Origin of the sequence: Pseudomonas sp. DSP3-2-3 (assembly GCF_049898225.1) — a bacterium.
Taxonomy (GTDB): domain Bacteria; phylum Pseudomonadota; class Gammaproteobacteria; order Pseudomonadales; family Pseudomonadaceae; genus Aquipseudomonas.
On the sequence record NZ_JAFCXH010000005.1, the window covers coordinates 99,073 to 123,722 of the forward strand.

A 24,650-nucleotide genomic window follows, 5' to 3' on the forward strand; every position below is an offset into this window, starting at 1 on the left:
GATTGTGAACTGGCGTAACGTTGGCCGGAGTGCTTACGCCAAGGCCGGCGATGTCACACGATCCTATTGGAGAACACAGCACATGAACGTCGACGAAGAAACCGTGCGTCAGCTGGCGACAATGATCTGGGAAACCGAGGGCAAACCCGAGGGCCATCACGAGCGTCACTGGCAGATGGCGACCAAACTGGCCGAATCAGTGGCGATGACGCCTTCGCGCAGTGTCGACAGGGCGGCCGTCGAGGCGTTGTTGCCCGACCCGGATCAGCAAGACCCCGATCAGCCTGACAAGCCGGGCTCCGAGCGACGCTGAGGTTGCGAGGGCGGAGCGTCTGATCAGTGAACGGCGGTAGACGCGGTCACAGCAGGCATCATCGCTGCGGGTGCAAAAGCCTGTTCCATTTTGGCAATGCCCTTGACCCAGAAGCGCCGATGAGTTGTCTGGTCGGGTGCCAGCAGAGGCTGGGAAGACCATTGGTGCTGGCGCTTGGACTCCTCGCGGTAGGCCTTCCACTCCATCGCTTCAGCGGTCTCTTTCGCCGCTCGTTCATCGTCGAACCAGCCATGAATGTAGACTTCACCTTGGTCGCGACCGTGCTCAACCAGCAAAAAAATAGTGTCCATTGAATGCCTGTCTGTCATCAAAGCTGCGCCGGTGATTTCCGCGCTCTACAACTTGTATCGGCAGGTGCAGGCAGACTTTAGCGTCCGCGACCGGAAAACTGCAAAAAGGTTCACGGGCGCAGCAAATCTCTTTAGAAACCGGCGAAGCGGGGCAAAGGAGGGGCTGTCGCAAGCATCCTGGAAAACGATGCTTGCGACTGTCGGTTTGCGGTCTAGAACGTCACGCTTGCTGAAAGACGTGCTGTTCGCGGCTCACCGACATTGACTTGCAGTTCACCGCTGCCGGTATTTGACGGGTAGTAGTGCTTGTCGAACAGGTTGTCGACGTTGAACTGCAGGCGCGTCTTATAGCCTTGAGTAGGCAGATCCCAACGCAGGAACGCGTCGGCAACGGTGTAGCTGTCCATCCAGAAACTGTTGTCGTTGTCGCCCGGACGCTTGCCCACATACCGCGCGCCGCTGCCGGCATGCCACTGCCCCGTGGTTTCCGGGAAGGCGAGATGGTGAGTCAGGTACAGACTGGCGGTGTGCATGGGGGCATTATTGAGGCGATTACCTTCGTCGTCCGGATCGTCAAGAATCTCGGTGTGGGTATAAGCGTAGGTGCCGATCACGTCCCAGCGCGGTGCAATTTTTCCGGTAACGTCCAGTTCCAGCCCACGGGAGCCGACCTTGCCTGCCGCTTCAGCGACGCTCACGCCATTGATCGTCGAGGTGGTCACGACGTTTTTCTTGACGATGTCGAACAGCGCCAGGTTGATGTTCAGCGCTTGTGACGGGTTGTACTTGGCACCGATTTCATAGCTGCGACCTTCCTCTGGATCAAAGGTATTGCCGACGTCGTCCACCGTGTCGTTGGGGACGAAGGAGCGGCTGTAGTTGCCATACAGCGACAGCGCTTCAGTGGGCTGATAGACCAGTCCGGCAAATGGAATGAACGTATCGCCGTTGTCGTCGCGGTTCAGCTGGTAAGACTTGCCCAGGCCCTGATCGCCGTACTGGTCGTAGTGCTGTTGGCGACCGCCAAGGACCAGAATCCACTGCTGGTTCAAGTGCCAGTTATCCTTGAAATACACCGACGTGGACGTCAGCTCGTTGCGCGTGTTGCTCTGTGCTGCGCTGACCACACTGGGCTCGGCCAGCTTGCCGTACTGTGGATCGTAGATGTTGATGGTCTGGGTGGTCGTGTTGCGATAGGTCTTGCCGCGATACTTGTCTGAGGCTTCGTTGTCTATGCCCACGAGCAGGTCATGGCGCTGGCCGAACAGCTGCTGTTCGCCAATGAAATCCAGCGCGCTGTAGCGGCTTTCATAGTCGTAATGGCCGCCATTGGCCTGGCGGGTCAGCGTGCCATTGCTGAGTCTGGTCGGCTGGGCGATGGAAAGACTGTAACGGTCGTTGTTCCAGCCGTAGGTTGCCCGGGTTTTCCAGGTGTCGCTAAGCTGGTACTCGAACCGTGCCGTGGCGGTCTCGCTGATGCCGACGGTCTTGGCCCAGCTCTCGTCCAGGCGTTTGCTGTAGCTGCCCGCTGCCGGACTGCCGTTGCTGAACACCGTGCCGCGGTCGAACGGGCTGGAATAGTCGTTGTATTCATAAGCCAGAGTCATGCTCGCGCGGTCGCCGACCCAGCTCAGCGAAGGGGCAACCAGCGTATTTTCATTGGTGCCGTAGTTGCGCCAGTAGTCTTCATTGCCGCGCTCGGCGACCAACCGGTACGCCAGGCCGGTGTCACCCAACGGGCCGGTCGTATCCAGGCCGAACGTCCCGCCGCCTTCGCTGAAGGCCGAGCCCGAGAGGGTGGTTTGCCGGGTGAACTGCGGCTGCTTGCTGATGACGTTGATCATGCCACCCGGTTCCGCCGCACCGTAGAGCAGCGCTGCCGGGCCTTTGAGCACTTCGATGTGGTCAGTGGTGGCCCCCACGTTATGGCCCACGACCGAACGAATGCCGTCGCGCAGGATCGACCCGTCGTCGTTGGAACCAAAGCCGCGCTTGATTACCGCGTCCTTGCTATTGCCCAGGGTGTTGGTTTCCGAAACGCCGCTGACGAACTTCATTGCGTCGTTCAGTGATTTGATCTGATAGTCGTCCAGTGTCTGTTGCGTCACTGAATTCACGGTCTGTGCTTCATCCTTGACCGGCACTTCGGACTTGCTCGCGGTGCTGGTGGTCGCCCGGGTGTAACCGGCGCTTTGCGATTCGCCGGTAGCCTGAATGTCAGTCGCGCCCAATTCGGTGACCGAATCGTCCGCGTTGGAGAGCGTGGGCAGCAGAACACAACCTAGGGCAAGCATGGCGCAGCGATAAGAACGCGGTCGGGTGAGCACTGAATTCATTCCGTAAAAAGATGTAAATGAGAATGTTTATTATTACTTTGTTGGCCGGGGTAAGCCAAGACATATCTGCCAATTCCGGGACTGTATCAACTTGCATACATTCAGATGGAGGGCTCACGCCGGCGCTGCTGAATGATCAAGATGGCAACTTTGGAAACATTTAATTAAAGTCGCGCCTCATTGTTTCCATTTCAGGGACGGTCATGGATCGTATCGAATGCATGCGCACCTTCGTCACCACCGTTGGCGAAAACGGCTTCGCTGCCGCAGCCAGAGCGCTGGCGGTGCCGCGATCCAAAGTCAGCAAGCAGATTCAGGCGCTGGAAGAAGCCATCGGCGTCCAATTGCTGCAACGCACCACGCGCAGCCTGCATCTGACCGAAGCAGGCGCGGAATACTACGAGGCATGTCGTGAGGTCCTGGCTTCGGTGGATGAGGCGGAGCAGCGCGCCCGCACCGGTCTCGGTGAAATACGCGGGGTATTGCGGGTCAACGCGCCGATGTCCTTCGGCTTGCGCCGACTCGGGCCATTGATCCCCAAATTCTACGAATTGCATCCCAAAGTGGAGCTGCAGTTGGTGTTCAGCGATCAGCAGGTCGACCCGGTCAAGGGTGGCTTCGACATCACGATCCGTATCGCCAGCCTGGCCGACTCTTCAATGGTGGCGCGGCATCTGGCGCCTGCGCCTCGCGTCCTGGTGGCGGCACCGGCCTATCTGGCCCGCGCAGGTACGCCGCAAGTCCCACGGGATCTGGCGGCGCATCAGTGTCTGAATTATGGCTATCTGCAAAGCGGCGTCAGCCTGCAATTGAGCAATGGCAAGGAAACCCAGAAAGTCCACGTAACCGGCCCGTTGCACGCCAACAATGGCGACCTGTTGGCACAGGCGGCGGAGGCGGGGATGGGCATCGCATTGCTGCCGACCTTCATCGTCGAACAATCGATTGCTGAAGGACGCCTGGTGGCGGTGATGTGCGACTGGCAGGCACCGCCGATTTCCATCAACGCGGTTTACCCGTCAGCGCGGCGGGTGCCGATGAAAACCCGGGCGTTTCTGGATTTCCTCACGCAAGAGCTGAAGGAGCTGGTTCCGTAGAGCCAACCTGTTGGCGAGGCGTCGGTCCTGGGTGATCAGAAATAGCGCCTCGCGAACCTGTGCAGACTGTGTGGGACCGGATTTATCCGGGAAAGCGCCAGGACAGGCGATGCATCTCCAGCGCCGGATAGATCGCTTCGGGAATAAATTCCCTCATTCCAATCCATATCAATCGAGCGACGGTACTTTGTTGTGCGCCACCGCCCCCAACAACGTCCGCGTATACGCATGTTGCGGCGCGGCGAACAGTTGTTCGGTGGGCCCTTGTTCGACGATGTGGCCCTGATGAAACACCAGCACCCGATCACTGATGTGCTGCACCACGCCCAGATCATGGGAGATGAACAGCAGCGACATCTGGTACTGCGCCTGCAACTCGGCGATCAGGTCCAGAACCTGCGCTTGCACGTAGACATCCAGCGCCGAAACCGGTTCGTCGCAGATCAGCAGGGCAGGGGCCGCCGCCAGGGCGCGGGCAATGGCGATGCGTTGACGCTGGCCGCCGGACAGCGTCAGCGGGCGACGCTGCAAGAGGCTTTCGTTGAGACCGACCTGGCGCAGCAGTTCCACCACCTGCTCCTGGCGTTGCGCCGGATTGAGCGTTGGGTCTGGCAGGTTCTCTGCGATCACTTGCAGCACTGTGTAACGCGGATCGAATGAGCTGAGCGGGTCCTGCGGGATGTACTGCATGTGCCGACGCAACGGGCGGCGCTGTTGTTCGGCGATGCCGCTCCAGGTCTGGCCGAGTACTTTCACGCTGCCAGTGTCCGGTGTCAGCAAGCCGAGCACAATGTTGGCGCAAGTGGTCTTGCCGGAACCGGACTCGCCGACGATGCCCAGCACTTCACCCTTGCGGATCGCAAACGAAGCGTCGTGCAGGGCTGTGAATGGCCGCGCCTTGCGACCCCAGCCGCCTGCGCCATAGCGTTTCGAGATGTTCTGCACCTCAAGCACGGTTCGATCTTCAATCTGGTGTCGGGTCAATGTTTCACGGCGAATTGACAAACCTTCAGCGCCGGGAACCGCTGCGACGATGCGCGCCGAGCTGAGTTTGTGCCCGCGCGATTGCGCCGATGGCACCGCCGCCAGCAATTGTCGGGTGTAAGCGTGGCGGGGATTGCGCAGCACTTCGGCCACCGGTCCGGCATCCACCACTGCACCTTCATGCAGCACGTGCACGAAGTCGGCGATCTGCGCCACCAGCGCCAGGTCATGGCTGATCAACAGCAGGCCCGCGCCGTTCTTCACCCGCTCGGCGAGCACGCTGATCACTTGCTGCTGCACGGTTACGTCCAGCGCGGTGGTCGGTTCGTCGGCGATGATCAGCGCCGGACCTGCGGCAATCGCCGAGGCAATCAGACCGCGCTGGCGCAGGCCGCCGGACAGTTCATGGGCGTATTGCCCGGCGCGCAATTGCGGGTCAGTTATGCCCACCTGTTGCAGCACGTCATGGACTTTGGCGGTCAGCGCCTGGCGACCTTTGAGCAAGTCGTGGCGGATCAGCACTTCGGCGGTTTCCTGGCCGATGGTGCGCAGCGGGTCCAGGGACACCAGCGCGTCCTGCATGACCAGCCCGGCAAAGGTGCCGCGCAGCGCCCGCCAGTCTTGCCCGGTGAACGCCAGCGCATCGCGTCCGGCAATGCGAAAGCTGTCGGCGCTTATCTGCGCGCCGTCCCCGGACAGGCCCAATACGCTTCGCGCAGTGATGCTTTTGCCCGATCCCGACTCGCCCACCAGCGCGACACATTGCCCCGGCTTGATACTGAAACTGACGTTGCGTACCAGCGGCCGACCGCCGTTGGCACCGGCGAAACCGATGCTCAGGTTATGCACCTCAACCAGCGCTTGTGGCAGGTTATTCAACCGGGAAACGCTCATGGCTGACGGCCCTCGAAACGACGTTGGACATGGCTGCCGATCAGGCTGAAGGCGATCACCGTCAACGTGATCGCGACACCGGGAAATACGCTGGGCCACCAGGCGGTGCGCAACACATCGCGACCTTCGGCGAGCATCACGCCCCATTCCGGCGTGGGGGGTTGTGGGCCAAGGCCAAGAAAACTCAGCCCGGACACGGCCATGATCGAGCTGCCGATATCGATGGTGGCCAGAATCGGGATTGCGACCATCACATTCGGTAGCAAGTGCTTGTAGAAAACCTGGGCGCGGCTCTGGCCGTAGAAACTGGCGTGAGTCACGTAATCAGCCTTGCGCACCAGTTGCGTCTGGCTGCGCACCATTCGGCCGAATTTCGGAATGCCCGCGATGCCAATGGCAATCGCAACGTTGATCATGCCGGGGCCGATCAAGGCGATCACCAGCAGCGCCAGCAACACGCCGGGAAAGGCTGACAGCACGTCGAAAATCCGCGAGGCGATTTCATCCAGCCAGCGGTTCTTCATCCCGGCAATGATCCCCAAAAATACGCCCAGCACCAGACTGATCAGCATGCCCGCAATGCCGATCAGCAATGAGTAACGCGCGCCGTGAATCACCCTGGCAAACACATCGCGGCCCAGCCGGTCAGTGCCAAACCAATGCGCGGTGCCCGGCGCTTGCAGGCTCTGGCTTATGTCACCGCTCAGCGGGTCGTAGCTGGTCAATAACTGCGGCACCGTCACGGTTACCAACAGCACCAGTAAAAACCCCAGCGACAGCTTGACCCCCAACGGCAGTGACTGACGTGCGGGTTGCCACGCAAGATTTTCCGGCAGCACGACGGTCGGGTTTTCCGACGGTGTATCCAGTGGCTGCGGTGAACGTACGGTCGAGCGTGCCGATGAAAGGGTCATGAATGTCTCAGCCTCGGGTCGATGAACAGATAAACGATGTCGAGCAAGGTCGAGATCGACACGTAGATAGCCGCTGCCAGCAGGACCACGGCGAGCACCACCGGCACGTCCTGGCTGGTGATGGCGTTGAGGGTGACGGTGCCCAGCCCCGGTCGGCCGAATACTTTCTCAGTGATCACCGCACCACCCAGCAAGCCGCCAATCAGCCAGCCACCGAGGGTGACGATTGGCAGCAAGCCATGGCGCAACACGTGACCGCTGCGCAGCCGGGTTTCGCTCAGGCCCCGCGAGCGCAGCGTGGTGATAAAGGGCTGTTCGAGGACTTTCTCCATGGATTCGCGCAGCACCTGCGAGAGCAGGCCCACGGTGGGCAGCGCCAGAGTCACGGCGGGCAGCACCAGCGAGCGCCAGCCTTGCGCGCCGGCTACCGGGAACAGACGCAACTGGAACGAAAACAGCATCAACAGCAGGATGCCGATCCAGAATACCGGGGTTGAGGTGCAGACCAGTTCGAACAGCGACGCCACTTTGCGCAGCCGCAAGCTGCGCCCGGCAGTGAGCAACGTGATGCCGATGGACAGCACAATCGCCAGGGCGCCAGCGCTCAGCGCAAGCTCAATGGTCGGCCAGAGCTGCGAGGCGAGGATGTCGGAAACCGGCATGCGCATGATGTAGGACGTGCCGAGATTGCCTTCCACCAGACGTCCGAGGAAATCCAGATATTGCTCGGGCAGCGATTTATCCAGACCCCATTCCGCCGCGATGGCTTCGCGCAGGCCGGGATATTCCACATCACCGGCCAGCACATCAGCGATGTTGCCCGGCAATGAATGCAGGGCGACAAAGGCCGCGGAAACGCTAAGCCAGATCACCATCAGGCTGCTCAATATTCGGGTAAGCACCGGACGCCACATGACAGCTCCTTATTTGGACGGACCCGAGCTTAACCAGGCGTCGTAGAGGTTGGAGGGCGAGTCGAGCTGCGCTTCGAAGCTCAGGTCATGCAGGCTGGATTTGGCGGCGATCTGATAGCTGGGGGCGAATAGCGGCACGATGTAGGCCTGGTCCACGGCGCGTTGCTGGATGCTGTCGAGAATCGGCTGACGTGCTGCAAGGTCAGAAGTCGCACGCGCTTTGTCGATCAGTCCGACGATAATCGGGTCAGTTTTCTCGCGAACGCCGCTGTAAAAACCGGTGCTGCCCAGCACGTCGCGCAACGACAGGGCGCTGTCGGACGGGTTAAGGGTATTCGGATAAATGTGCCAGCTGCCGTCGGCGCGGGTCTTGGCCCAATCGCCGCCGGTGGTGATGCGCAGGTCGAGATCGAAGCCGATGTTTTTCTTCACAGCGGCCTGAATCGACTGGATCAACAGGTCGCGATTGTCGCGCACGTAGGGCTGCGGAAAGCCGACTTCGATGCGCAGGCGCTGGCCATCCTTGGTGCGATAGCCCTGATCGTCGCGACCGGTCCAGCCTGCGTCATCCAGCAACGCGTTGGCCTTGGCAACGTTGTTGCCCCAGGTGCCGACCAGGGCTTTGTTGTAGGCCGGGTTATCCGGGCCGATGTTCGACCAGGCGCGCGGCACGGTGCCCAGATACAGGCTCTTGACCACCGCATCCACGTCAAAACCGTCGCGCAACGCCTGACGCACGCGTACATCGGTGCCGACGCCATGGGTGTAATTGATGTTCAGCGTGAACGAGGTTTCCGCCGAGGGGCCGACCAGGTACTGAAAGCCTTCGGCGTCCTTGAACAGCGGGATATCGCTGGGTTGCACACCTTCGATCAGGTCCACTTGCCCGGAACTCAAGGCCCCGGCACGGACCGCGTATTCCGGGATAAAGCGATAGGTCACTGCATCCAGATACGGCGCGCCTTTGTTTTTCGCGTAACCCGGACCCCATTTGTAACTGGCATTCTTGACGAAACGCGCCGACTGGCCACGCTGATAACTCTGGAAAACAAACGGCCCGGTGCCCACCAGCCCTGGGCCGCCAGCGCACAGATCGGCGCCGTTGGTCAAGGTCTTGGGTGACAGGAAACCCAGTTTGACACTGGACAGAGACTCCAGCATCGCCGAATCCGGGCGCGCCAGCACGATTTTCACTTCATGGGGGGAAACCACTTCGGTACGGTCGTAATACTCAAGAAACGCCGCCGCAAGCGCGGTGTTTTTCGGGTCTTTGGTGTAATCCAGGTTGGCTTTGACTGCCGCAGCGTCGAACGGCGCGCCGTCGGTGAACGTCACGTCATCGCGCAGAACGAAGGTGTAATTCAGACCATCCGGCGATACGCTCCAGCTCTTGGCCAGCCATGGCGCGAAACTGCCGTCAGCCTGTTTACCGATCAGCGAATCCACGTAGTTACGGATCACGATAAAACTGTTTTGCTGCCCCGAGCGGTGCGGATCGAAGCACACCGGCTCGGTGGTAATACCCCATGAAACTTCGCCACCGGCCGCGGGTTTGCTGGTGTCCACGGTTTTTGTGGCAGTGGTGTTCGTGGCAGCGCTTTGGGTTGGCGTTTTCGGGTTGTCGCAGCCAGCCAGCAAGGTGCTGGCGACCAGAGTGAAGGCAAGGCTGTAGGGCAACGTTTTCATGGTGAACCTTAGGGTCGGCAAGCCGACCATTTGCGTGAATGGGATCAGAAGTCGTAAGCGAGTTTGGTGTACCAGAACCCGCCAGCAGGGGAGAACGGCGGGTTGCCGTAGATGTAACCGCCGGTGTTGTTGACGACAGCGTTGTCATCGGGGCGCACGTCAAAAATGTTCACGCCGCCCAGCGACACGGTGATTGCGTCAGTCAGCGCGTAGCTGACGTCCAGGTCGGTAATCCACTTGGCGCCGAAACTGCGGTCGCCGCTTTCCAGCTGTTGCAAGACCTTGACCTTGCCGTAGCGGGTGGTTTGCAGATTGATGTCGAAGTCGTTGATCAGCCAGTTCGCGCCCAACACCCACTTGGTTTTCGGCGTGGCTTCGGTCAGGTCACCTTCACGGGAGCGACCTACCCAGGTCAGGCTGCCGCCGCTATTGCTGCCCAAGGACGACAACACATCCGGCGCAGCCTTGCGCCCGGTGATGGTGGTTTTGTTGTAATTGAAGGCCGTCGTCCAGCGCACCAGCCCCAACGCTTGCGGGCGCCAGGTGTAGTCGCTGACCACATCCACGCCACGAGTGCGGGTGTCGAACGCGTTGGCGTGGTACGAAACCCGATAGCCCGAGTTCAGCCCGGCTTGGCTGAGGATCGGCGACAGCGCCGGGCCATAGATGGCTTCGGTGCGGCTGATGCGGTCCTTGATGTCGATCTGGTAGGCATCGGCGGTGAGGTTCCACGAAGGCAGCGGCCGCCAGACGAAACCGGCGCCCAGGTTGAAGGTTTTCTCGGCTTTGAGATCTTCAGCGCCCAACGCCTTGGCGACGTCCGAATCGACTGGCGCCAGCAAGTTCAAGGCCGGCACGATGGAGCCGTCGGGGTTGCGCGCGGTCAGGCTGTTGGCGTCGGTGAAAGCGATCTGCGTCAACGACGGGGCACGGAAACCGCTGCCCACCGTGCCGCGAATGGCGAAGGTGTCGGTGAGGTCATACCGCGAATTGAATTTGCCGTTGAAGGTGTTGCCCGAACTGTCGTCGAAATGCTCGAAGCGTCCGGCAAGGCCCACATACCATTTTTCCGTGGGATTGATCCCCAGATCCAGATAGGTCGCATAGCTTTTGCGCTCGATATCGACTTCGTATTCCGGCCGCACGATGGTCGCTGCCTGGGCGCCGACTTGAGCTGGCAAACCTGCCAGCGGGTTGGGACTGCCGTTGGGTTGCAGCGCTGGGTAGACATAGCCGCCGTTGCGATAGCCGATCTCGTCCCCGGCGAAAGTCTGGAAGCGTTCGCGACGGAACTCCGCCCCCCAGGAAACCTGCAGCGGCTTGGCCAGACCGATCTCATAGCCGCGACTGACGTCGAGGTTGTTGGTCCATTCGGTGTTCTGCCAGGTGCCGAGATCGCTGAAACTGGTGGGCGAGGTCGGCCCAAGTGACGGGTTGATGGTGAAGTCGCTGGCGTGTTCGACGCGGTTGCGCCCCAGGCTGCTGCTGATGTCCCATTTCCACTCGCCCAGATCGCCGCGTATGCCGGCCAGTGCCTGGAAATCCTCGGAGTGAATGTCATTGGTGGGGAAATAACCGTTGGGGAACAGCTCCAGAATGTTGCCGTCTCCATTGGCCCGGCGTTTGTTGTTGCCGATCACCGCATCCTGCTCGCCGTAAGTGCCGTTGGAGTACAGCTCCAGTCCGTTATTGATGGGCAGCACGGCGTTGTAGGCCAGGTTGTAATTCTTCAGTTCCGGATCGCCGTTATGCAAGCCGTCGCGATCCCAGTTGGCTTCTCGCGGGTCAGGCTGGCCGTTGGGCAGGGCGAACCAATTGCTGCCGCTGGCCTTGTTGTTGTAGGTCGTTGCATTGCGTTTGCGCACATCAGCGCTTAGGTGCAGAAAACCGCCGTCGCCGAGTTCGAAACCGGTGTCGCCCTCCACTTGGCTCGATTCGCCGTTGCCCTCGTACAACTGCCCGGTTTGCGCCGAGATATGCCCGCCGCTGGACGCGTCCTTGAGGATCACGTTGATCACTCCGGCCACGGCGTCCGATCCATATTGCGCAGCCGCGCTGTCCTTGAGCACTTCAATGCGCTGCACAGCGCTGACCGGAATGGTGTCCAGGTCCACCGCGTTGGCGCCGCTGTTATCCACCGAACCGGACGCCGGAAATGCCGTCTTGTGGCGGCGTTTGCCGTTGACCAGCACCAGGGTGTAGGCGGGTGCCAGGCTGCGGTTGGTCAGCGGTCGGTTGATCTGACCCAGGCCGCCGTTGTTCGAGCCGAAATTCATCGACGGCAACAGCTTGGAGAGCACTTCGGAAAGCCCGGCGCGTCCGGATTTGCGCACCGCGTCGCCAGAAATCACGTCAATGGGCGCTGGACTTTCGGCCACGGTACGCTCGGCGCCGCGGACGCCGGTGGACACCACCGTGGCCAGGCGTTTTTCTTCGGTGTCGGTTTCCTGCGCCGCGACGCTGACTGAAAACGCCAGCAAGGTCAGGGGTAACAGGGCACCGGCGCGTCGGGCGGCAAGGTTTTTCTTCGCGGGTCTGGCGACCCGGTTGCTGTGTGCGAAATGGATAGTCAAGGCATCGCTCCGTGCGCCGCCGGATGCAAGTTCCGGCAGGTTCGTGGTTTCTCTGGTTATGGTCGCCTGACGGAGTTCGTGCACATTCGAGGGGAAGGTGGTGGTGGCCCTGAATCTATGTCAATGCAGATGTCTGGTAGCACGCTTGGCGAGATGTTGATCAGAATTTAGCATTATGAATTCGTATAAATATAATAATTAATCATGTTGTGTTTATAACCAAAATGACTGGTCCATCGATTGGTTAACTTCTTAACGCGATAAGAATTTCATCGCATGATTATGCGATCTTCTGATTAATCAGGATGATTTGATAACCTAAAATAATATTAGGTTAGATCCCTTCGGCATTTCACAGGCTTGCATCCAACGCTTATGTTCATCCCCGAACCCGGCTTGTTAGCCGCCAACGACACAGGGGATATTCAGCATGGCGAAGCAGCGTCAACTTAAATTCGGGGCGATCCTCACGGGCGTGGGCACCACTCAAAACGAATGGCTGAACCCGGAAATTCCCGGCGATGCCAGCGTGGATATCGACTGGTTTCGGCGTCAGGCGCAGCAGGCCGAGGCGGCAAAATTCGACCTGGTGTTCATCGTCGACAGCCCGTACATCACCCCGGAATCGGCGCCGCATTACCTCAATCGACTGGAGCCGTTGACGCTGCTGTCAGCCGTTGCCGGGGCCACTTCGAAGATCGGCCTGGTGGCCACCCTCACCACGTCCTACACCGAACCCTTCAATGTGGCGCGGCAGTTTGCCTCGCTGGATTTGATCAGCAACGGCCGCGCCGGATGGAACGTGGTGACGACCGGGCTTGAGGGTGCCGCCGGCAATTTTGGTCGCGAACAACACATTGATCACACTGACCGCTATCGCCGTGCCCGTGAGCACGTTGAAGTGGTGCAGGGTTTGTGGGACAGCTACGAAGACGATGCCTTCCCCCGCGACAAACAAAGCCGGACCTTCCTTGATAAACGGCGCCAGCATCGGCTCGACCATCAAGGTGAATTCTTTTCGGTCACCGGCCCACTGAATATCCAGCGCTCCAGGCAAGGTCAGCCGGTTATTTTCCAGGCCGGTATTTCCGAGTCGGGCCGCGCCCTGGCGGCAGATTTCGCGGAAGGAATCTTCGCTGGGGTGGACAACTTTGAAGATGCCCAGGCGTATTACCAGGACATCAAGCAGCGCGCTGCGGCGGCCGGACGCAATCCTGATCACGTGGTGATTCTGCCCGGCATCGCGCCGATCATCGCCGACACCGACGAGCAGGCGCGGCAGATCGAACGTGACTTGCATGGCGAGCTGGATTTGAACAAAGCGTTGGTGGAGCTGGGCCGGCCGTTCAACTATCACGACTTCAGCCAGTACCCGCTGGACGAACCCTTTCCGGAGCTGGGCGACCTGGGCAGCAATGGTTATCGCGGGCATGCCGAACACATCAAGAACACTTCGCGCGAGCAAGGCCTGACCCTGCGCCAGGCCGCGCTGCGCTTCGCCACGCGCTATTCCACCTTCGTTGGATCGCCGTTGACCGTGGCCAATGAAATCGAGCGCTGGTTCGTTGAAGGCGCAGTGGACGGTTTCAATATCCGCCTCACCGCGCCCAGTGATTTTGCCGCGTTTGCCGACAAAGTCCTGCCAATCCTGCGCGAGCGTGGCCTGTTCCGCAGCGAATACAGCCACGACACCTTGCGCGGGCATCTCGGCCTGCCGGTTCCGGCCAATCGCCATTCCGCACGTGCGCAACCGGCCAGTCAAGACACCGCCGCCGAGCAAATCCCCGAAGTGGCGCATTGATGCGCTGCGCCGCTGAATTCCTGTTCGCCCAGCCATCGGCACGAGGTAACTGATGACACAGACCGTAATAGCCAGTCAGCACGACGAAGAGGTCAACGCGCTGCTGCGCCAGCGTTTGCCGGAGTACAACATCATTGGCATCGGGCCTGGTTTGCCGCTGTCGATTCCCGCCGAAGCGACGATTCTGCTGGCGCGCCCGCTGATCAAACCGGGTACCAGCGTCCAGCCAGCGCGGCCCCAAGGCTGGCCCTTCAAATTGCAATGGGTGCAATTGTCCTCGTCCGGCATCGATACTTATCCCGACTGGTTGTTCGAGGTGCCCAAGGTATCTTCAGCGCGTGGCACTTCGTCGGTGGCGGTGGCGGAGTTTGCTCTGGCGGCGATTTTTGCGGGGGCCAAGAACTTTCCGCAGGTGTGGATCAAGGACGTATCGCAGTGGCAGCGCTTCACTTTGCAACTGGTCAGCGGCAGCGTGTTGGGTATCGTCGGTTTCGGGGCGATCGGCAGTGCGCTGGCCACTCGGGCGTTGGCGTTGGGCATCAAGGTGATTGCGCTGAATCGCTCGGGTAAACCATTTGATGTGCAGGGCGTGGAACGGGCGCCGAGCCTGCAAGCGTTGTTTGCCGAATCCGACCATGTGGTTCTGGCTGCGCCCGCGACCGGCGGCACCCGGCATTTGGTCGATAGCGAACTGCTGCGCCACGCCAAGCCCGGCCTGCACCTGATCAACATTGCCCGTGGCAGCCTGCTCGACGAACCCGCGCTGATCGCTGCGCTGGACCAGGGGCTGATTGCCAGTGCGACTCTGGATGTCAGCCAGATCGAACCCACTCCGGCGGATCACCCGTTCTACGCCCATCCGCAAATCAGATTGTCACCCCACGTTTCCCCGGCGACGAGCGATCTGTGGGGCAACATCATCGAACAGTTCGTCGACAACCTGCGCCGCTTCCATCAGGACGATCCGTTGACGCAAGAGGTGGATTTTCAAAGGGGTTACTGACCACTCTGACAATCTCTGTGGGAGCTTCCGAGCTCTGCGAGGCTGCGATGGCGGTTTGCCTGACACACTGCTTCGCGGCCGTCGTGACCTCCGAACGCTCCCACAAAAAATGCCTTTCATATCAGCGCGATCAAACCGCCAACTGCACCGCGCGATCATCCAGCACATTCGCCACGGCTTGCAGGATCGGTTCGGCCTCGGTGCGTACCAGCCAGTCCGGGCTGACATCGGCAAAGATCACTTGTCCGTGGCCGTCGACCACTACCACCGTCGGCTGTGGTAATTCCCAGGTGCCAGTCCCGGTGACTTCGCCGATCCCGTTACCTTTGCTTAACGAGGCGGCGCGCGAGGCTTCGTCGAAGCTGTAGAGAATCCCCAGCTGCCGAGCGAGCACATTGTCGGTATCCGTGGCGACTTCAAACTCCAGACCATGCCGCTGCTTGATCTCGATAAGGCGCTCTGGAACTTGCGGGCTCACGGCAACCAACGGCACGCCGAGGGCCTGCAGTTTGGGGAACAGCTGGCGCTGGTAATAGGGCAGGGCAATGTTGCAGGCCGGGCAACCGGCGAAGCGGAAGAAAATCAGCACGGCCGCGCCGTAAGCGGTGAGCTGATCGCGGCTGAAGGTCCCGCCTTCAACGTTCTGCAGCTGGAAATCCGGTGCCTGATCGCCAATCCGCACGAAGCGCGCATGCTTTGCGGCATTCACCAGCGTCTGGCGTTGGTCGATATTGACCTGCAAGGCGTCTGGCGCCCAGTTGGTCAGGCGTTCGCTGTGCAGATTGGCCAGCAATTGGTTCAGTGATTCGCTCATGGGAATTCCTGTGATTAGAAGTTGTAGGCCAGACGTGTGTAGTAATAAGAACCGCCGAAACCGAACGGCGAGAACTGGCCGTATTTGTAAGCGCCGCCCCAATCGCTGATGCCTTTCTTGTCCGGGTAGACGTTGAACAGGTTGTTCGCGCCCAGGGCCAGGGTCAGGCTTTTGGTCAGGGCGTAGGCGACGTCCAGATCGGTGATCCATTTCGCCGAATAGGTGCGATCGTTGACCGGATTGTTGTCGCCTTCGGTGTAGCTGCCGAAACGGGTCACAGCCAGATTCAGGTCGTAGTCGACGACCTTCCAGCTGGAGGCCAGAATCAGTTTCGATTGCGGCGTGGCGACGGTCAGGTCCTTTTGCAGGCGTCGATCAAACAGCTGGTATTGCGAGCCGAGGCCGGTGAGTGCGGCCGGGTTGGCCTGCAGTTTCTCGATCTTGGTCTGGTTCCAGTTGTAGGCCGCGCTCCAGCGCACCTGGCCGTATTTGCCGAGGTTCTGCCGGAACTCGTTGACCACATCGACGCCACGGGTGCGGGTGTCCACGGCGTTGGTGTAGTACTGCGCGTACAGCGAGGGCGACAGGCCGTTGGCGGCAAGGATTTGCGACACCGCGCTGCCACCCAGCAGGCTGGTGGAAACAATGCGGTCGCGAATTGCGATCTGATAGAAATCCGTGGTCAGGCGATAATTGTCGGTGGGTTCGAAGGTCACGCCGAAGCTGTAGTTGAGGGATTTTTCCGGCTTCAGCTGTTCTGCGCCCAAGGCCTTGGCTTCGGCGCTGTCTACCGGCAGCACCTTGACCGGCACCGAGACTTGCTGACCGTTGACCACGCCCGCCGAGGTGAAGGTTGAGGAGGCATAGATAGTCTGCGCCAGCGACGGCGCGCGAAAACCGTTGTTGACCGTGCCGCGCAAGGCCAGGCCGGGCAGGATTTCATAGCGCGTCGAGAACTTGCCGCTCCAGGTGCTGCCGATGTCCTGGGTGTAATGCTCGTAGCGACCGGCCACGCCCACGTACCATTTGTCCGTCACGTCCAGGCCCAGGTCAAAATAACTGGCGACGTTGTTGCGGCTGATGCTGCCGGCATCGGCGGTGCTGGTGCCGTTATAGGAGGCCAATCCCGGCAACGGAGTCTGGCCGGCAAACGGGCCGCTGGGCAGGACGTAATTGCCCGGTGTATAGCTGGCGTAATCCCCGGCTTCGATTTCAAAGCGCTCGAAGCGGTGCTCGAAGCCGAACGCCGCTTGCAGCGGGTTTTTCATGCCGATGTCGAAACTACGATTGAAGTCCAGGTTGTTGGTCCACTGATCGAAGATCTGCGACGCCAGGTTGAACGAGGTAGGGCTGGTCGGCCCCCATGACGGATTGATCGTGTTGTTTGCATTGAGCGTCGAGTCGTCCTCGCCCCAGGTGGAACTTGCATCATAATTCCAGCCGCCCACTTCACCTTTGAAGCCACCGGCAATCTGGAAATCCTTGGTGCGGTTGCGGCGTTGCGCGTGGATACCGTCCGGGTACGGCGTGGCCGGATCGCCCGCCAGCGAGGTGATTTCGTTGGGCCGGTAATTGCCGGTGACTTTGGTGGTTTCCATGTGGCTGAAGGTCGAGAACGAATAGAACTTCAGGTCGTCCTGTAGCGGGATTTCCAGGTTATAGCTGCCATTGGTGACCTTCTCGCGGCCCAATCCGTAACTCGGGTTCCAGCCGTGGCGATTGACGGTCTGGTCACGGCTGTCAGGTCTGCCGGCTAAGCCATACAAATTGCCGGTGGCGCTGCCGGAGCGGCTGAAGGGTTCCTGCACCTTGCTGTCCAGCGCCAGATTGAGGAAGCCGTCGTTGGGCAGCGGCAAGCCGTAGTTGAAGGTCTGGTGAGTGGTGTCGCCGTCGCCGCTGCCATAGCGGCCGAAGCTGGTTTGCGCGCTGCCGCCGTTGTCACTTTCCTTGAGGATGATATTGATCACCCCGGCGATGGCGTCCGAACCGTATTGGGCTGACGCGCCGTCGCGCAGCACCTCGATATGGTCCACAGCAGAAACCGGGATCAGATCGAGGTTGACCGGCACCGCCGCCGTGCCAATCCGCGCCAGATTATTGATCAGCGCGGTGTTGTGGCGGCGCTTGCCGTTGACCAGCACCAGCACCTGATCCCCGGACAATCCGCGCATGGTCACGCCGCGCACCGACCATGAAGTGCCGCCGCCGTTGATGGCCGGCAGGTTGAACGATGGCAGCAAACGCGCCAGCAATTCCTTGAGGCCCACCTTGCCACTGGCCTGCAGTTGCTCGGCGCTGATCACATCAATGGGCGAAGGACTGTCGGCCACGGTCCGCGCCTGACCGCCGCGATTGCCGGTAACCACCACGGTGTTCAGTGTCTGGTCGTCGCTGGGCTTGCTTTCACTGTTTGCGGCCTGCACCTGAATGCTGCTGGCGAGCAGGCTCAGCGCTGCGTAGGCCATGTACTCGTTGTTCTTTCGGGGTTTGATGTTTTGCATGTCTACCGCTTCCTTGAAAAACCCTGGTACTGCCGCTTTCGCGCACTGAGACCGTTGGAGCGAGGCTTGCCCGCGAAGAGGCCGGCTACATCGCCTTCGCTGGCAAGTCGGAACGCCGCTCGCTCGCCCCAACGGGTTCACATCAATCTGGATGGTTGTGTGTTCAGCCCTGAGCCGTACGTCGCACGCGGTGGGGAATGTCGTCGTCGGCAATCAGCACCCGTTCCATGCGGCGCGGGTAGTCGCCGTAGTTGTAGACCGGGTAGTGCAGGGTGGCGCGGTTGTCCCAGAAGGCGATGGAGTGCGGGCGCCACTTGAAGCGCACCTGATGTTCCGGCTTGTTGAATTCCTGATGCAGGCGCTCGATCAACTGCTTGCTGCGCGCGGGCTCCCAACCGATGATCGACGGGTTCTGCGAGAAGTTGATGAACAGGCTGTCTTCCCCGGTTTCCGGATGCGTGCGCACCAGCGGATGGGCGAGGATCGGGTAGTGATAGCCCACGGCATCGAGGGATTTCTTGAAGTCGTGGACCACTTGCAGCGTGTCGATTTCCTCACGCAAGGCCTCCGGCAAGGCGCGATACACCGCCCCGGCATCTGCCCAGACGGTATCGCCGCCCACTGGCGGCAAATCCACTGCGCGCAGAATCGCGCCGAACGTCGGCTTCAACAGCCAGCTGGTATCGGTGTGCCAACGACCGGTGGTGTTGGGGCCATACAGCTGGCGCGCATCCTTGGCTTCAATCAGGTGGGCGAAGGGTTTACTGGTGTCGTTCTGCTGCGTGGTGGGATGCACATACAGTTCGCCGAACTCTCGCGCGAAGGCGATTTGCTGCGCCGAATCGATGTCCTGATCGCGGAAGAAAATCACTTTGTGTTCCAACAGCAGCGCGCGGATTTCATCGCGTTGCGCTGCTGTAATCGGCTGGCGCAAATCGACACCGGAAATTTCCGCGCCGATGGTAGGCTCCAGGCGATTGACCTGCAGCGAGCGGACAATCTGCAGTGGTGTGGCTGGGTGATCATGCTTTGGCTGAGCGGGCTTTTCGAGGGCTGCGGACATGGCGATGGAACCTCTCTTTGTTGTTGATGGTTAACCTCCGCCTGGAGAGGGGTCGGGTAGGGAAGTCTGGTGGTGCGGGAGTGAGGCCGGTTATGGATGATGCCGACGATGAAAACATATAAGCATAATGATTCTAGTTAATATGCTATTTTTTAATGATTAGGTTATAACGAAAATGCATTTGACGTTAAAATGCTCAATAAACAAATTTTATAATTAGCTTAGATTAAAATGTACTTTTTAAATGTTTTCTTATGCGCTTAGGCTACTTCAATACGTCTTTGACCCTTTGGAGCCAAGCCATGAGCAACGTCAGCGCATTACCTGTCCAACCTAACGTTACGGGTTCCGGGAGCGTGCGTGAGCGCGTCACGCCGGAAGAGTGGGAGGTGCGTGTCAAGCTGGCGGCGGCCTATCGCCTGGCGGCGCAAAAGCGCTGGACCGACCATATCTACACGCACTTTTCCGCACGCGTGCCCGGCGCCGAAGAGCATTTCCTGATCAACGCCTTCGGTCTGCTGTTCGATGAAATCAGCGCCTCGAATCTGGTCAAGGTCGATATCGACGGCACCATCGTCGACGATCCCACCGGCCTGGGCATCAACTACGCCGGCTACGTCATCCACAGCGCGATTCACGCCGCACGTCACGATCTGGTCGCTGTTCTGCATACCCACACTCGCGATGGCATCGCGGTTTCTGCACAGAAGGGCGGGTTGTTGCCGATTTCCCAGCACTCGCTGGGTTTCTCCGGGCGCATTGCTTATCACGGCTATGAAGGCGTGGCGCTGGACCTGGATGAGCGCGAGCGACTGGTGGCGGATCTGGGCGACAAGAGCGTGATGATCCTGCGTAACCATGGCCTGCTGACCGGCGGGGTCAGCGTCGAACACGCGTTTCAGCAACTGCATCGCCTGGAATACGCCTGCAACATTCAAATCGCCGCACAGTCTGCCGGCAACGCTGAACTGATCTATCCACCTGCCGAAGTCGTCGCCAAGGTCGAAGAGCAAGCCAAAGTATTTTCCAATGGCCACGGGCCGGGTGTTGCCCGGCACTGGAACGCGCTGATTCGCGAGCTTGAGCGCACCGACACTTCTTACAAGGAGTAACCGGGGCTTTTCGCAGCCAATCGTTTATGGGTCTGGCCCGCGTATTTTCAGGAAGACATCGATGTCTGCAAAACCATCGGGTCGACGCTTTCCCCGCCACCCCGCTGGCTTTTCCGTGGGGTTGATCACGGCGCCAGCCATGCGGTTGAAACCGCGCAGCCTGTTCAGGAGCACCCGCGCCGGTTTGCCAGCGTTCGCTGATTCACTACGGCGCAGTCGGGTGAGCGGCTGCGCCAGAACGTCATACACCTTTAATCAAGGCCTCCAGATCTCCACATCCTTTGCATCAACTGCCTTGGGCAGCAGGCCGGCGGCAAAGAATGCGTCGGCGATTTTCTGTTGCTCGCCCAGTTGCCCGGCCTTGACCGGTTGCACATCGTAGCTGCGATGCTGGTTGGCGATCTCTACGGTTTCTGCATCCAGATTGCCCCACAGCGGGCCGAGCAACTGTGCCGCATCATGTGGATTATTCTTCACCCAACTACCGGCTTGTTGCAGTTGCGCATAGACCAGTTTCAGTACTTGCGGATGCGCTTTGGCGTAACTGGTGCTGGTCAAGTAATAGCGCTTGTACGTCGCCAGGCCCTTGCCATCAGCCAGCGTGCGCGTCGGTAATTGACGCTGCACGCTGGTCAGGAAGGGTTCCCAGGTCACCCAGGCATCAACCTTGTTGTTCTCGAAAGCTGCGCGGCCATCGGCGGGTGTCAGGTACGCCGGCTGGATATCGGAGAATTTCAAGCCAGCCTTTTGCAGCGCGGCAATCAGCAGATAGTGGCTGCCAGCAGCCTTGGTCACCGCGACTTTCTTGCCTTTGAGGTCTGCGAGCTGCTGCAGCGGCGAATCCTTGTGCACGACAATCGCCTGGGCGGAAGGCGACGGGGTTTCTTCAGCGAAGTACGTCAGTTTGGCCTGCGCTGCCTGGGCGAAGATCGGCACGGTATCGGCTACGTCGGCGCTGATGTCGACGTTGCCGATATTCAGGGATTCCAGCAGTGGCAAACCACTCGGGAACTCATGCCAGCTCACGGCGATATTTTCCTTGGCCAGGGTTTTTTCCAGCGTGCCCTGGGTCTTCAGAATGGTAATCAGCGTCGATGATTTTTGATAACCGATGCGCAGGGTTTCCTGAGCCTGGGCGGGCAACATCAACGACCAGGCCACGGCAACGGCAAGACCGGCCAACAGCGGCCGGCGAAGAATGGAGCGACTTTTCTGGATGGGTCTGGACATGGCGTACTCGGGTGTGGGTTAGAGGTAAGGTTGCAAATGGATTTTTTTTGGAGCGAGGCTTGCCCGCGAAAAACGATAGCGCGGTGGATCTGGACCACTGAGGCGCCTGGTTCGCGGGCAAGTCGGAACGCCGCCCGCTCGCTCCAACGGGATTCGGTTTCAAATCACATGTGCATGCTGCAACTGGGTCAGCGCGGCGGCTTTCAGGCTTGCCAGCAGCGGGTCGCGGCGGTCCCGTGGATGGGGCAAATCGACCGGCAATTCCTCGCGGATGCTGCTCGGCCGATTGCCCATCACCAGCACGCGATCACTCAGGTACAACGCTTCATCAACGTCATGAGTGACCAGCAGCAGCCCTGATTCGGTGGCGAGCAACTGTGCCAGTTCATCGGGATGCTTGACCGACCATTCCCGGGCCTTTTCGTAGGCGCTCAATACGGTCTCGATAGTTTTCGGGTGCTCCTGGGCATATTTCTCGGTGACGCTGACCACGCCATAGCTGTTGAAGTCGGTGTTGCGATACAGCAAGCGCGAACCGGCCTGCACCTGACTCGCGGCCATATGCGGATCAAGCCCGGCCCAGGCGTCGACATCGCCTTTTTCCAGCGCAGTGCGGCCATCCGGATGCTGCAGGTGCACTAGCTCGACGTCATCCTTGCTCAAGCCGGCCTTTTGCAGGCTGCGCAGGGTAAACAGGTAAGGATCGGTGCCCTTGGTGGCGGCGATTTTCTTGCCCTTCAGATCGGCCACGGTTTTGTACGGCGAATCCTTGCGGACCACCAAAGCGGTCCATTCCGCGCGACTGTAGACATACACCGACTTGATCGGGCTGCCGTTGGCGCGGTTCAACACTGCGGCCAGGCTTGCTGACGAAGCAAAGTCGACGCCGCCACTGTTCAGGTATTCCAGCGAGCGGTTGCTGCCCTGACTCAATACCCAGCCAACCCTGGTTTGCGGCAATGCCTGCTCCAGCCAGCCGAAGTGCTTGAGCACCAGACTCACTGGCGAGTAATAGGCGTAATCGAGATGGACCTCAGCGGGCGTGCTTTCGGCTGCCAGAGCCCAGGATTGCAAGCCGATGGCAAGCGCGCAGGCACTCAACAGGTAGCGGGCGCCGGGGAACGGAAATCGAATGGGATTTTTCATCGGATGGTTCTCTCGTGGATGCAAGCCAGGCAAGGGCGATAACGTTGTTTTCTTATTCGGAAATTCGCAGTGAGTAGCTGCATTGCCTGCATAAATGGAATAATGCAGGCTCTGTGCCACATGCTGGAGGGCAACGGTTTCAACGAGCGAGCAGCCGATGGGCGGGGGTGAGCTGTGTGCTGGTGAGGCAATCTGTTGCGCTGCTGTTGCTGGGTGAACACTCGGCGGATTGCCTAACAAATTTATATATGCATTTTAGGAATAAAAACATAGTTATTCATTCCTTGTAGATGTCGATGAGCTCGCGCACCTTATGTGCAACATCCAGTCAATTCCCGAAGGAAGAATCACATGACCATCAAGGCAATCAACGTTCGCAACCAGTTCAAAGGTGTCATCAGCGCCATCGTCGAAGGCCAGGTGGTTTCGGAAATCGACGTGCAAACCGCGTCGGGCATCGTCACTTCGGTCATCACCACCCGTTCCGTGCATGACCTTGAATTGAAGATCGGCAGCGAAGTCATTGCCTTCGTCAAATCCACTGAAGTGTCAATTGCCAAGCTCTGAGCCCCGGCGGTTGGAGGGCGACAGCACAATCCAGGGTTAGGCCATTTCTCTGTGGGAGAGGACTTGTCCTCGATGGCCGTTATGCAGCGCTGCATGTGGGGCAGGCGGATCAGGGTCGTCTGGGCGGGCTTTCGAGGACAAGTCCTCTCCCACAAAAGCCCTTGCGCCGGATAGCCAGCTATCTCTGATCAGAGAATCTCCAACGAACCTCTATTTACAAATAAAGAGAGCGGCCTTAGCCGCTCTTTTTGTTTGTGCTGTGATCAAGCCACCCGTTCTTGCGCCTCGCGCTCGCGCTGAGCAACCAGTTCGCGGGTCAGCGGGATGAGTTTCTTGCCATAGTCTATGGCGTCGTCCAGTGGGTCAAAACCACGAATCAGGAAGGTGGTGATGCCCAGGTCGTAATAGTCGAGCAAAGCCTCGGCCACTTGTTCCGGCGTGCCCACCAGGGAAGTCGAGTTACCTTGCGCACCCAGCAGGCCAGCGATGCCGGTCCACAGGCGTTTGTCCAGACGCGAGCCTTGCGCGGCGGCAGCGAGCAGGCGGCGTGAGCCTTCGTTGGGCGGTTCGCGGCGCACGAAACCATTGGCCTGCGCGATGGCCGTGGCTTTCTGCAAAATGCTGTCGGCACGGGCCCAGGCTTGTTCTTCGGTGTCGGCCAGGATCGGCCGCAGCGACAGGCTGAAACGCACGGTACGCCCGTGTTTGGCCGCCTCATCACGCACTTGCTTGACGACCGAACGCACCTGATCGTAAGTCTCGCCCCACAGCGCATACACGTCGGCATGCTTGCCGGCCACGGCGATGGCGGCAGGCGATGAACCGCCGAAATACACCGGGATATGCGGCTGTTGCGGAGATTTCACCAGCGAATGCGCGCCTTCGAACTGGTAGTACTCGCCTTGATGATCGAAAGGTTTTTCGCTGGTCCATTCCTGACGCACGATGCCCAGATATTCATCAGTACGCGCGTAACGTTCGTCCTTGCCGATGTGACTGCCGTCGGCACGCAGTTCTTTGTCATCGCCGCCGGTAATGATGTGAATCGCGGTGCGGCCGCCGTTGAATACGTCCAGGGTCGCGAACTGCCGGGCAGCCACGGTCGGCGAGATGAAGCCGGGACGGTGGGCGATCAGAAACTTGAGTTTGGTGGTGACGCTGGAGGCATGTGCCGCAACAAATGCGCTGTCCGGACTATTGGAGTGGTAAGCCACCAACGCACGGTCGAAACCGGCGTCTTCGTGAGCCTTGGCAACCTTGGCGACATATTCGGGCTGGATGGTCGGGCCGCTGCGCGGGTGAATCTCCGATCCCGGTTGGGTAGCGATGTAGCCGATGAATTCGATGGTCATGAAGAACGTTCCTTACAGGTTCATGAATGGGGTTCAAGG

Annotated in this window: 19 protein-coding genes; 6 read left to right on the forward strand and 13 right to left on the reverse strand. The window is 59.8% G+C overall.

Annotated features, from left to right (window positions below; genetic code table 11):
- Positions 1-82 precede the first annotated feature (82 nt).
- On the forward strand, positions 83-313 hold the full coding sequence (locus ACP7E4_RS07825; RefSeq protein WP_426115160.1) for a DUF2934 domain-containing protein: 231 nt from the start codon (positions 83-85) through the stop codon (positions 311-313).
- A 23-nt stretch (positions 314-336) separates the two neighbouring features.
- On the opposite strand, the gene ACP7E4_RS07830 is transcribed toward ACP7E4_RS07825, so the two are convergent.
- Positions 337-624: a hypothetical protein gene (locus ACP7E4_RS07830; RefSeq protein ID WP_331148873.1), complete on the reverse strand. Its 288-nt coding sequence runs from the start codon at positions 622-624 to the stop codon at positions 337-339.
- A gap of 212 nt (positions 625-836) precedes the next feature.
- On the reverse strand, positions 837-2,918 hold the full coding sequence (locus ACP7E4_RS07835) for a TonB-dependent siderophore receptor (RefSeq protein ID WP_426115318.1): 2,082 nt from the start codon (positions 2,916-2,918) through the stop codon (positions 837-839).
- 245 nt (positions 2,919-3,163) lie between these two features.
- On the opposite strand from ACP7E4_RS07835, the gene ACP7E4_RS07840 reads away from it, so the two are divergent.
- Positions 3,164-4,057 (forward strand): LysR substrate-binding domain-containing protein, encoded by an 894-nt coding sequence (locus tag ACP7E4_RS07840; RefSeq protein WP_426115157.1) that lies wholly within the window; start codon positions 3,164-3,166, stop codon positions 4,055-4,057.
- A gap of 168 nt (positions 4,058-4,225) precedes the next feature.
- On the opposite strand, the gene ACP7E4_RS07845 is transcribed toward ACP7E4_RS07840, so the two are convergent.
- Genes ACP7E4_RS07845 through ACP7E4_RS07865 form a run of 5 tightly spaced genes read right to left on the reverse strand, consistent with a single transcriptional unit; the run spans position 4,226 to position 12,022 of the window.
- A complete protein-coding gene (locus tag ACP7E4_RS07845) occupies positions 4,226-5,935 on the reverse strand; it encodes an ATP-binding cassette domain-containing protein (RefSeq protein WP_426115155.1) in 1,710 nt (569 codons plus the stop codon).
- Entirely contained in the window at positions 5,932-6,849 is a 918-nt protein-coding gene (locus ACP7E4_RS07850) for an ABC transporter permease (protein WP_426115153.1), read from the reverse strand. The genes ACP7E4_RS07845 and ACP7E4_RS07850 overlap by 4 nt, the downstream gene beginning before the upstream one ends.
- Complete coding sequence (locus tag ACP7E4_RS07855) at positions 6,846-7,763, reverse strand: ABC transporter permease (RefSeq protein WP_426115151.1); 918 nt, start codon at positions 7,761-7,763, stop codon at positions 6,846-6,848. Before ACP7E4_RS07855 ends, ACP7E4_RS07850 begins: the two co-directional genes overlap by 4 nt.
- A 9-nt stretch (positions 7,764-7,772) precedes the next feature.
- The gene (locus tag ACP7E4_RS07860; RefSeq protein ID WP_426115149.1) at positions 7,773-9,449 is read right to left on the reverse strand and encodes an ABC transporter substrate-binding protein; all 1,677 of its coding nucleotides are present in this window, start codon (positions 9,447-9,449) and stop codon (positions 7,773-7,775) included.
- A 44-nt stretch (positions 9,450-9,493) separates the two neighbouring features.
- A complete protein-coding gene (locus tag ACP7E4_RS07865; RefSeq protein ID WP_426115147.1) occupies positions 9,494-12,022 on the reverse strand; it encodes a TonB-dependent receptor plug domain-containing protein in 2,529 nt (842 codons plus the stop codon).
- Positions 12,023-12,452: 430 nt separating this feature from the next.
- On the opposite strand from ACP7E4_RS07865, the gene ACP7E4_RS07870 reads away from it, so the two are divergent.
- A complete protein-coding gene (locus ACP7E4_RS07870) occupies positions 12,453-13,823 on the forward strand; it encodes an LLM class flavin-dependent oxidoreductase (RefSeq protein WP_426115145.1) in 1,371 nt (456 codons plus the stop codon).
- Positions 13,824-13,875: 52 nt separating this feature from the next.
- A complete protein-coding gene (locus ACP7E4_RS07875; protein ID WP_426115143.1) occupies positions 13,876-14,826 on the forward strand; it encodes a D-isomer specific 2-hydroxyacid dehydrogenase family protein in 951 nt (316 codons plus the stop codon).
- Between the two features lie 130 nt (positions 14,827-14,956).
- Here ACP7E4_RS07875 and ACP7E4_RS07880 read toward each other — a convergent pair whose 3' ends face one another.
- From ACP7E4_RS07880 to ACP7E4_RS07890, 3 genes are all read right to left on the reverse strand, one after another.
- Positions 14,957-15,640 carry a peroxiredoxin-like family protein gene (locus tag ACP7E4_RS07880; protein WP_426115141.1) on the reverse strand — a complete coding sequence of 228 codons (684 nt, stop codon included), beginning with the start codon at positions 15,638-15,640 and terminating at the stop codon, positions 14,957-14,959.
- 14 nt (positions 15,641-15,654) lie between these two features.
- Complete coding sequence (locus tag ACP7E4_RS07885) at positions 15,655-18,141, reverse strand: TonB-dependent receptor plug domain-containing protein (RefSeq protein ID WP_426115139.1); 2,487 nt, start codon at positions 18,139-18,141, stop codon at positions 15,655-15,657.
- Between the two features lie 163 nt (positions 18,142-18,304).
- Entirely contained in the window at positions 18,305-19,204 is a 900-nt protein-coding gene (locus ACP7E4_RS07890) for a TauD/TfdA dioxygenase family protein (protein ID WP_426115137.1), read from the reverse strand.
- Positions 19,205-19,506: 302 nt separating this feature from the next.
- Between ACP7E4_RS07890 and ACP7E4_RS07895 the strand changes: the two genes are divergently transcribed.
- The gene (locus tag ACP7E4_RS07895) at positions 19,507-20,316 is read left to right on the forward strand and encodes a class II aldolase/adducin family protein (RefSeq protein ID WP_426115135.1); all 810 of its coding nucleotides are present in this window, start codon (positions 19,507-19,509) and stop codon (positions 20,314-20,316) included.
- Positions 20,317-20,571: 255 nt separating this feature from the next.
- Here ACP7E4_RS07895 and ACP7E4_RS07900 read toward each other — a convergent pair whose 3' ends face one another.
- Together ACP7E4_RS07900 and ACP7E4_RS07905 are read right to left on the reverse strand one after the other, a co-directional pair.
- The gene (locus ACP7E4_RS07900) at positions 20,572-21,546 is read right to left on the reverse strand and encodes an aliphatic sulfonate ABC transporter substrate-binding protein (protein WP_426115133.1); all 975 of its coding nucleotides are present in this window, start codon (positions 21,544-21,546) and stop codon (positions 20,572-20,574) included.
- 159 nt (positions 21,547-21,705) lie between these two features.
- Entirely contained in the window at positions 21,706-22,692 is a 987-nt protein-coding gene (locus ACP7E4_RS07905) for an aliphatic sulfonate ABC transporter substrate-binding protein (protein ID WP_426115131.1), read from the reverse strand.
- A 351-nt stretch (positions 22,693-23,043) separates the two neighbouring features.
- On the opposite strand from ACP7E4_RS07905, the gene ACP7E4_RS07910 reads away from it, so the two are divergent.
- On the forward strand, positions 23,044-23,259 hold the full coding sequence (locus ACP7E4_RS07910; protein ID WP_020290311.1) for a TOBE domain-containing protein: 216 nt from the start codon (positions 23,044-23,046) through the stop codon (positions 23,257-23,259).
- A gap of 263 nt (positions 23,260-23,522) precedes the next feature.
- Here ACP7E4_RS07910 and ACP7E4_RS07915 read toward each other — a convergent pair whose 3' ends face one another.
- Positions 23,523-24,611, reverse strand: coding sequence for an LLM class flavin-dependent oxidoreductase (locus tag ACP7E4_RS07915; RefSeq protein ID WP_426115129.1), 1,089 nt, complete (start codon positions 24,609-24,611; stop codon positions 23,523-23,525).
- Positions 24,612-24,650 lie beyond the last annotated feature (39 nt).

Bases quoted from the DNA above. Each gene is read 5' to 3' on its own strand.
- ACP7E4_RS07875 (WP_426115143.1), top strand. From the start codon at position 13,876: ATGACACAGACCGTAATAGCCAGTCAGCACGACGAAGAGGTCAACGCG.
- ACP7E4_RS07860 (WP_426115149.1), bottom strand. From the start codon at position 9,449: ATGAAAACGTTGCCCTACAGCCTTGCCTTCACTCTGGTCGCCAGCACC.
- ACP7E4_RS07890 (WP_426115137.1), bottom strand. From the start codon at position 19,204: ATGTCCGCAGCCCTCGAAAAGCCCGCTCAGCCAAAGCATGATCACCCA.
- ACP7E4_RS07870 (WP_426115145.1), top strand. From the start codon at position 12,453: ATGGCGAAGCAGCGTCAACTTAAATTCGGGGCGATCCTCACGGGCGTG.
- ACP7E4_RS07850 (WP_426115153.1), bottom strand. From the start codon at position 6,849: ATGACCCTTTCATCGGCACGCTCGACCGTACGTTCACCGCAGCCACTG.
- ACP7E4_RS07910 (WP_020290311.1), top strand. From the start codon at position 23,044: ATGACCATCAAGGCAATCAACGTTCGCAACCAGTTCAAAGGTGTCATC.
- ACP7E4_RS07855 (WP_426115151.1), bottom strand. From the start codon at position 7,763: ATGTGGCGTCCGGTGCTTACCCGAATATTGAGCAGCCTGATGGTGATC.
- ACP7E4_RS07840 (WP_426115157.1), top strand. From the start codon at position 3,164: ATGGATCGTATCGAATGCATGCGCACCTTCGTCACCACCGTTGGCGAA.
- ACP7E4_RS07895 (WP_426115135.1), top strand. From the start codon at position 19,507: ATGAGCAACGTCAGCGCATTACCTGTCCAACCTAACGTTACGGGTTCC.
- ACP7E4_RS07830 (WP_331148873.1), bottom strand. From the start codon at position 624: ATGGACACTATTTTTTTGCTGGTTGAGCACGGTCGCGACCAAGGTGAA.
- ACP7E4_RS07880 (WP_426115141.1), bottom strand. From the start codon at position 15,640: ATGAGCGAATCACTGAACCAATTGCTGGCCAATCTGCACAGCGAACGC.
- ACP7E4_RS07900 (WP_426115133.1), bottom strand. From the start codon at position 21,546: ATGTCCAGACCCATCCAGAAAAGTCGCTCCATTCTTCGCCGGCCGCTG.
- ACP7E4_RS07905 (WP_426115131.1), bottom strand. From the start codon at position 22,692: ATGAAAAATCCCATTCGATTTCCGTTCCCCGGCGCCCGCTACCTGTTG.
- ACP7E4_RS07885 (WP_426115139.1), bottom strand. From the start codon at position 18,141: ATGCAAAACATCAAACCCCGAAAGAACAACGAGTACATGGCCTACGCA.
- ACP7E4_RS07835 (WP_426115318.1), bottom strand. From the start codon at position 2,918: ATGCTTGCCCTAGGTTGTGTTCTGCTGCCCACGCTCTCCAACGCGGAC.
- ACP7E4_RS07825 (WP_426115160.1), top strand. From the start codon at position 83: ATGAACGTCGACGAAGAAACCGTGCGTCAGCTGGCGACAATGATCTGG.
- ACP7E4_RS07915 (WP_426115129.1), bottom strand. From the start codon at position 24,611: ATGACCATCGAATTCATCGGCTACATCGCTACCCAACCGGGATCGGAG.
- ACP7E4_RS07845 (WP_426115155.1), bottom strand. From the start codon at position 5,935: ATGAGCGTTTCCCGGTTGAATAACCTGCCACAAGCGCTGGTTGAGGTG.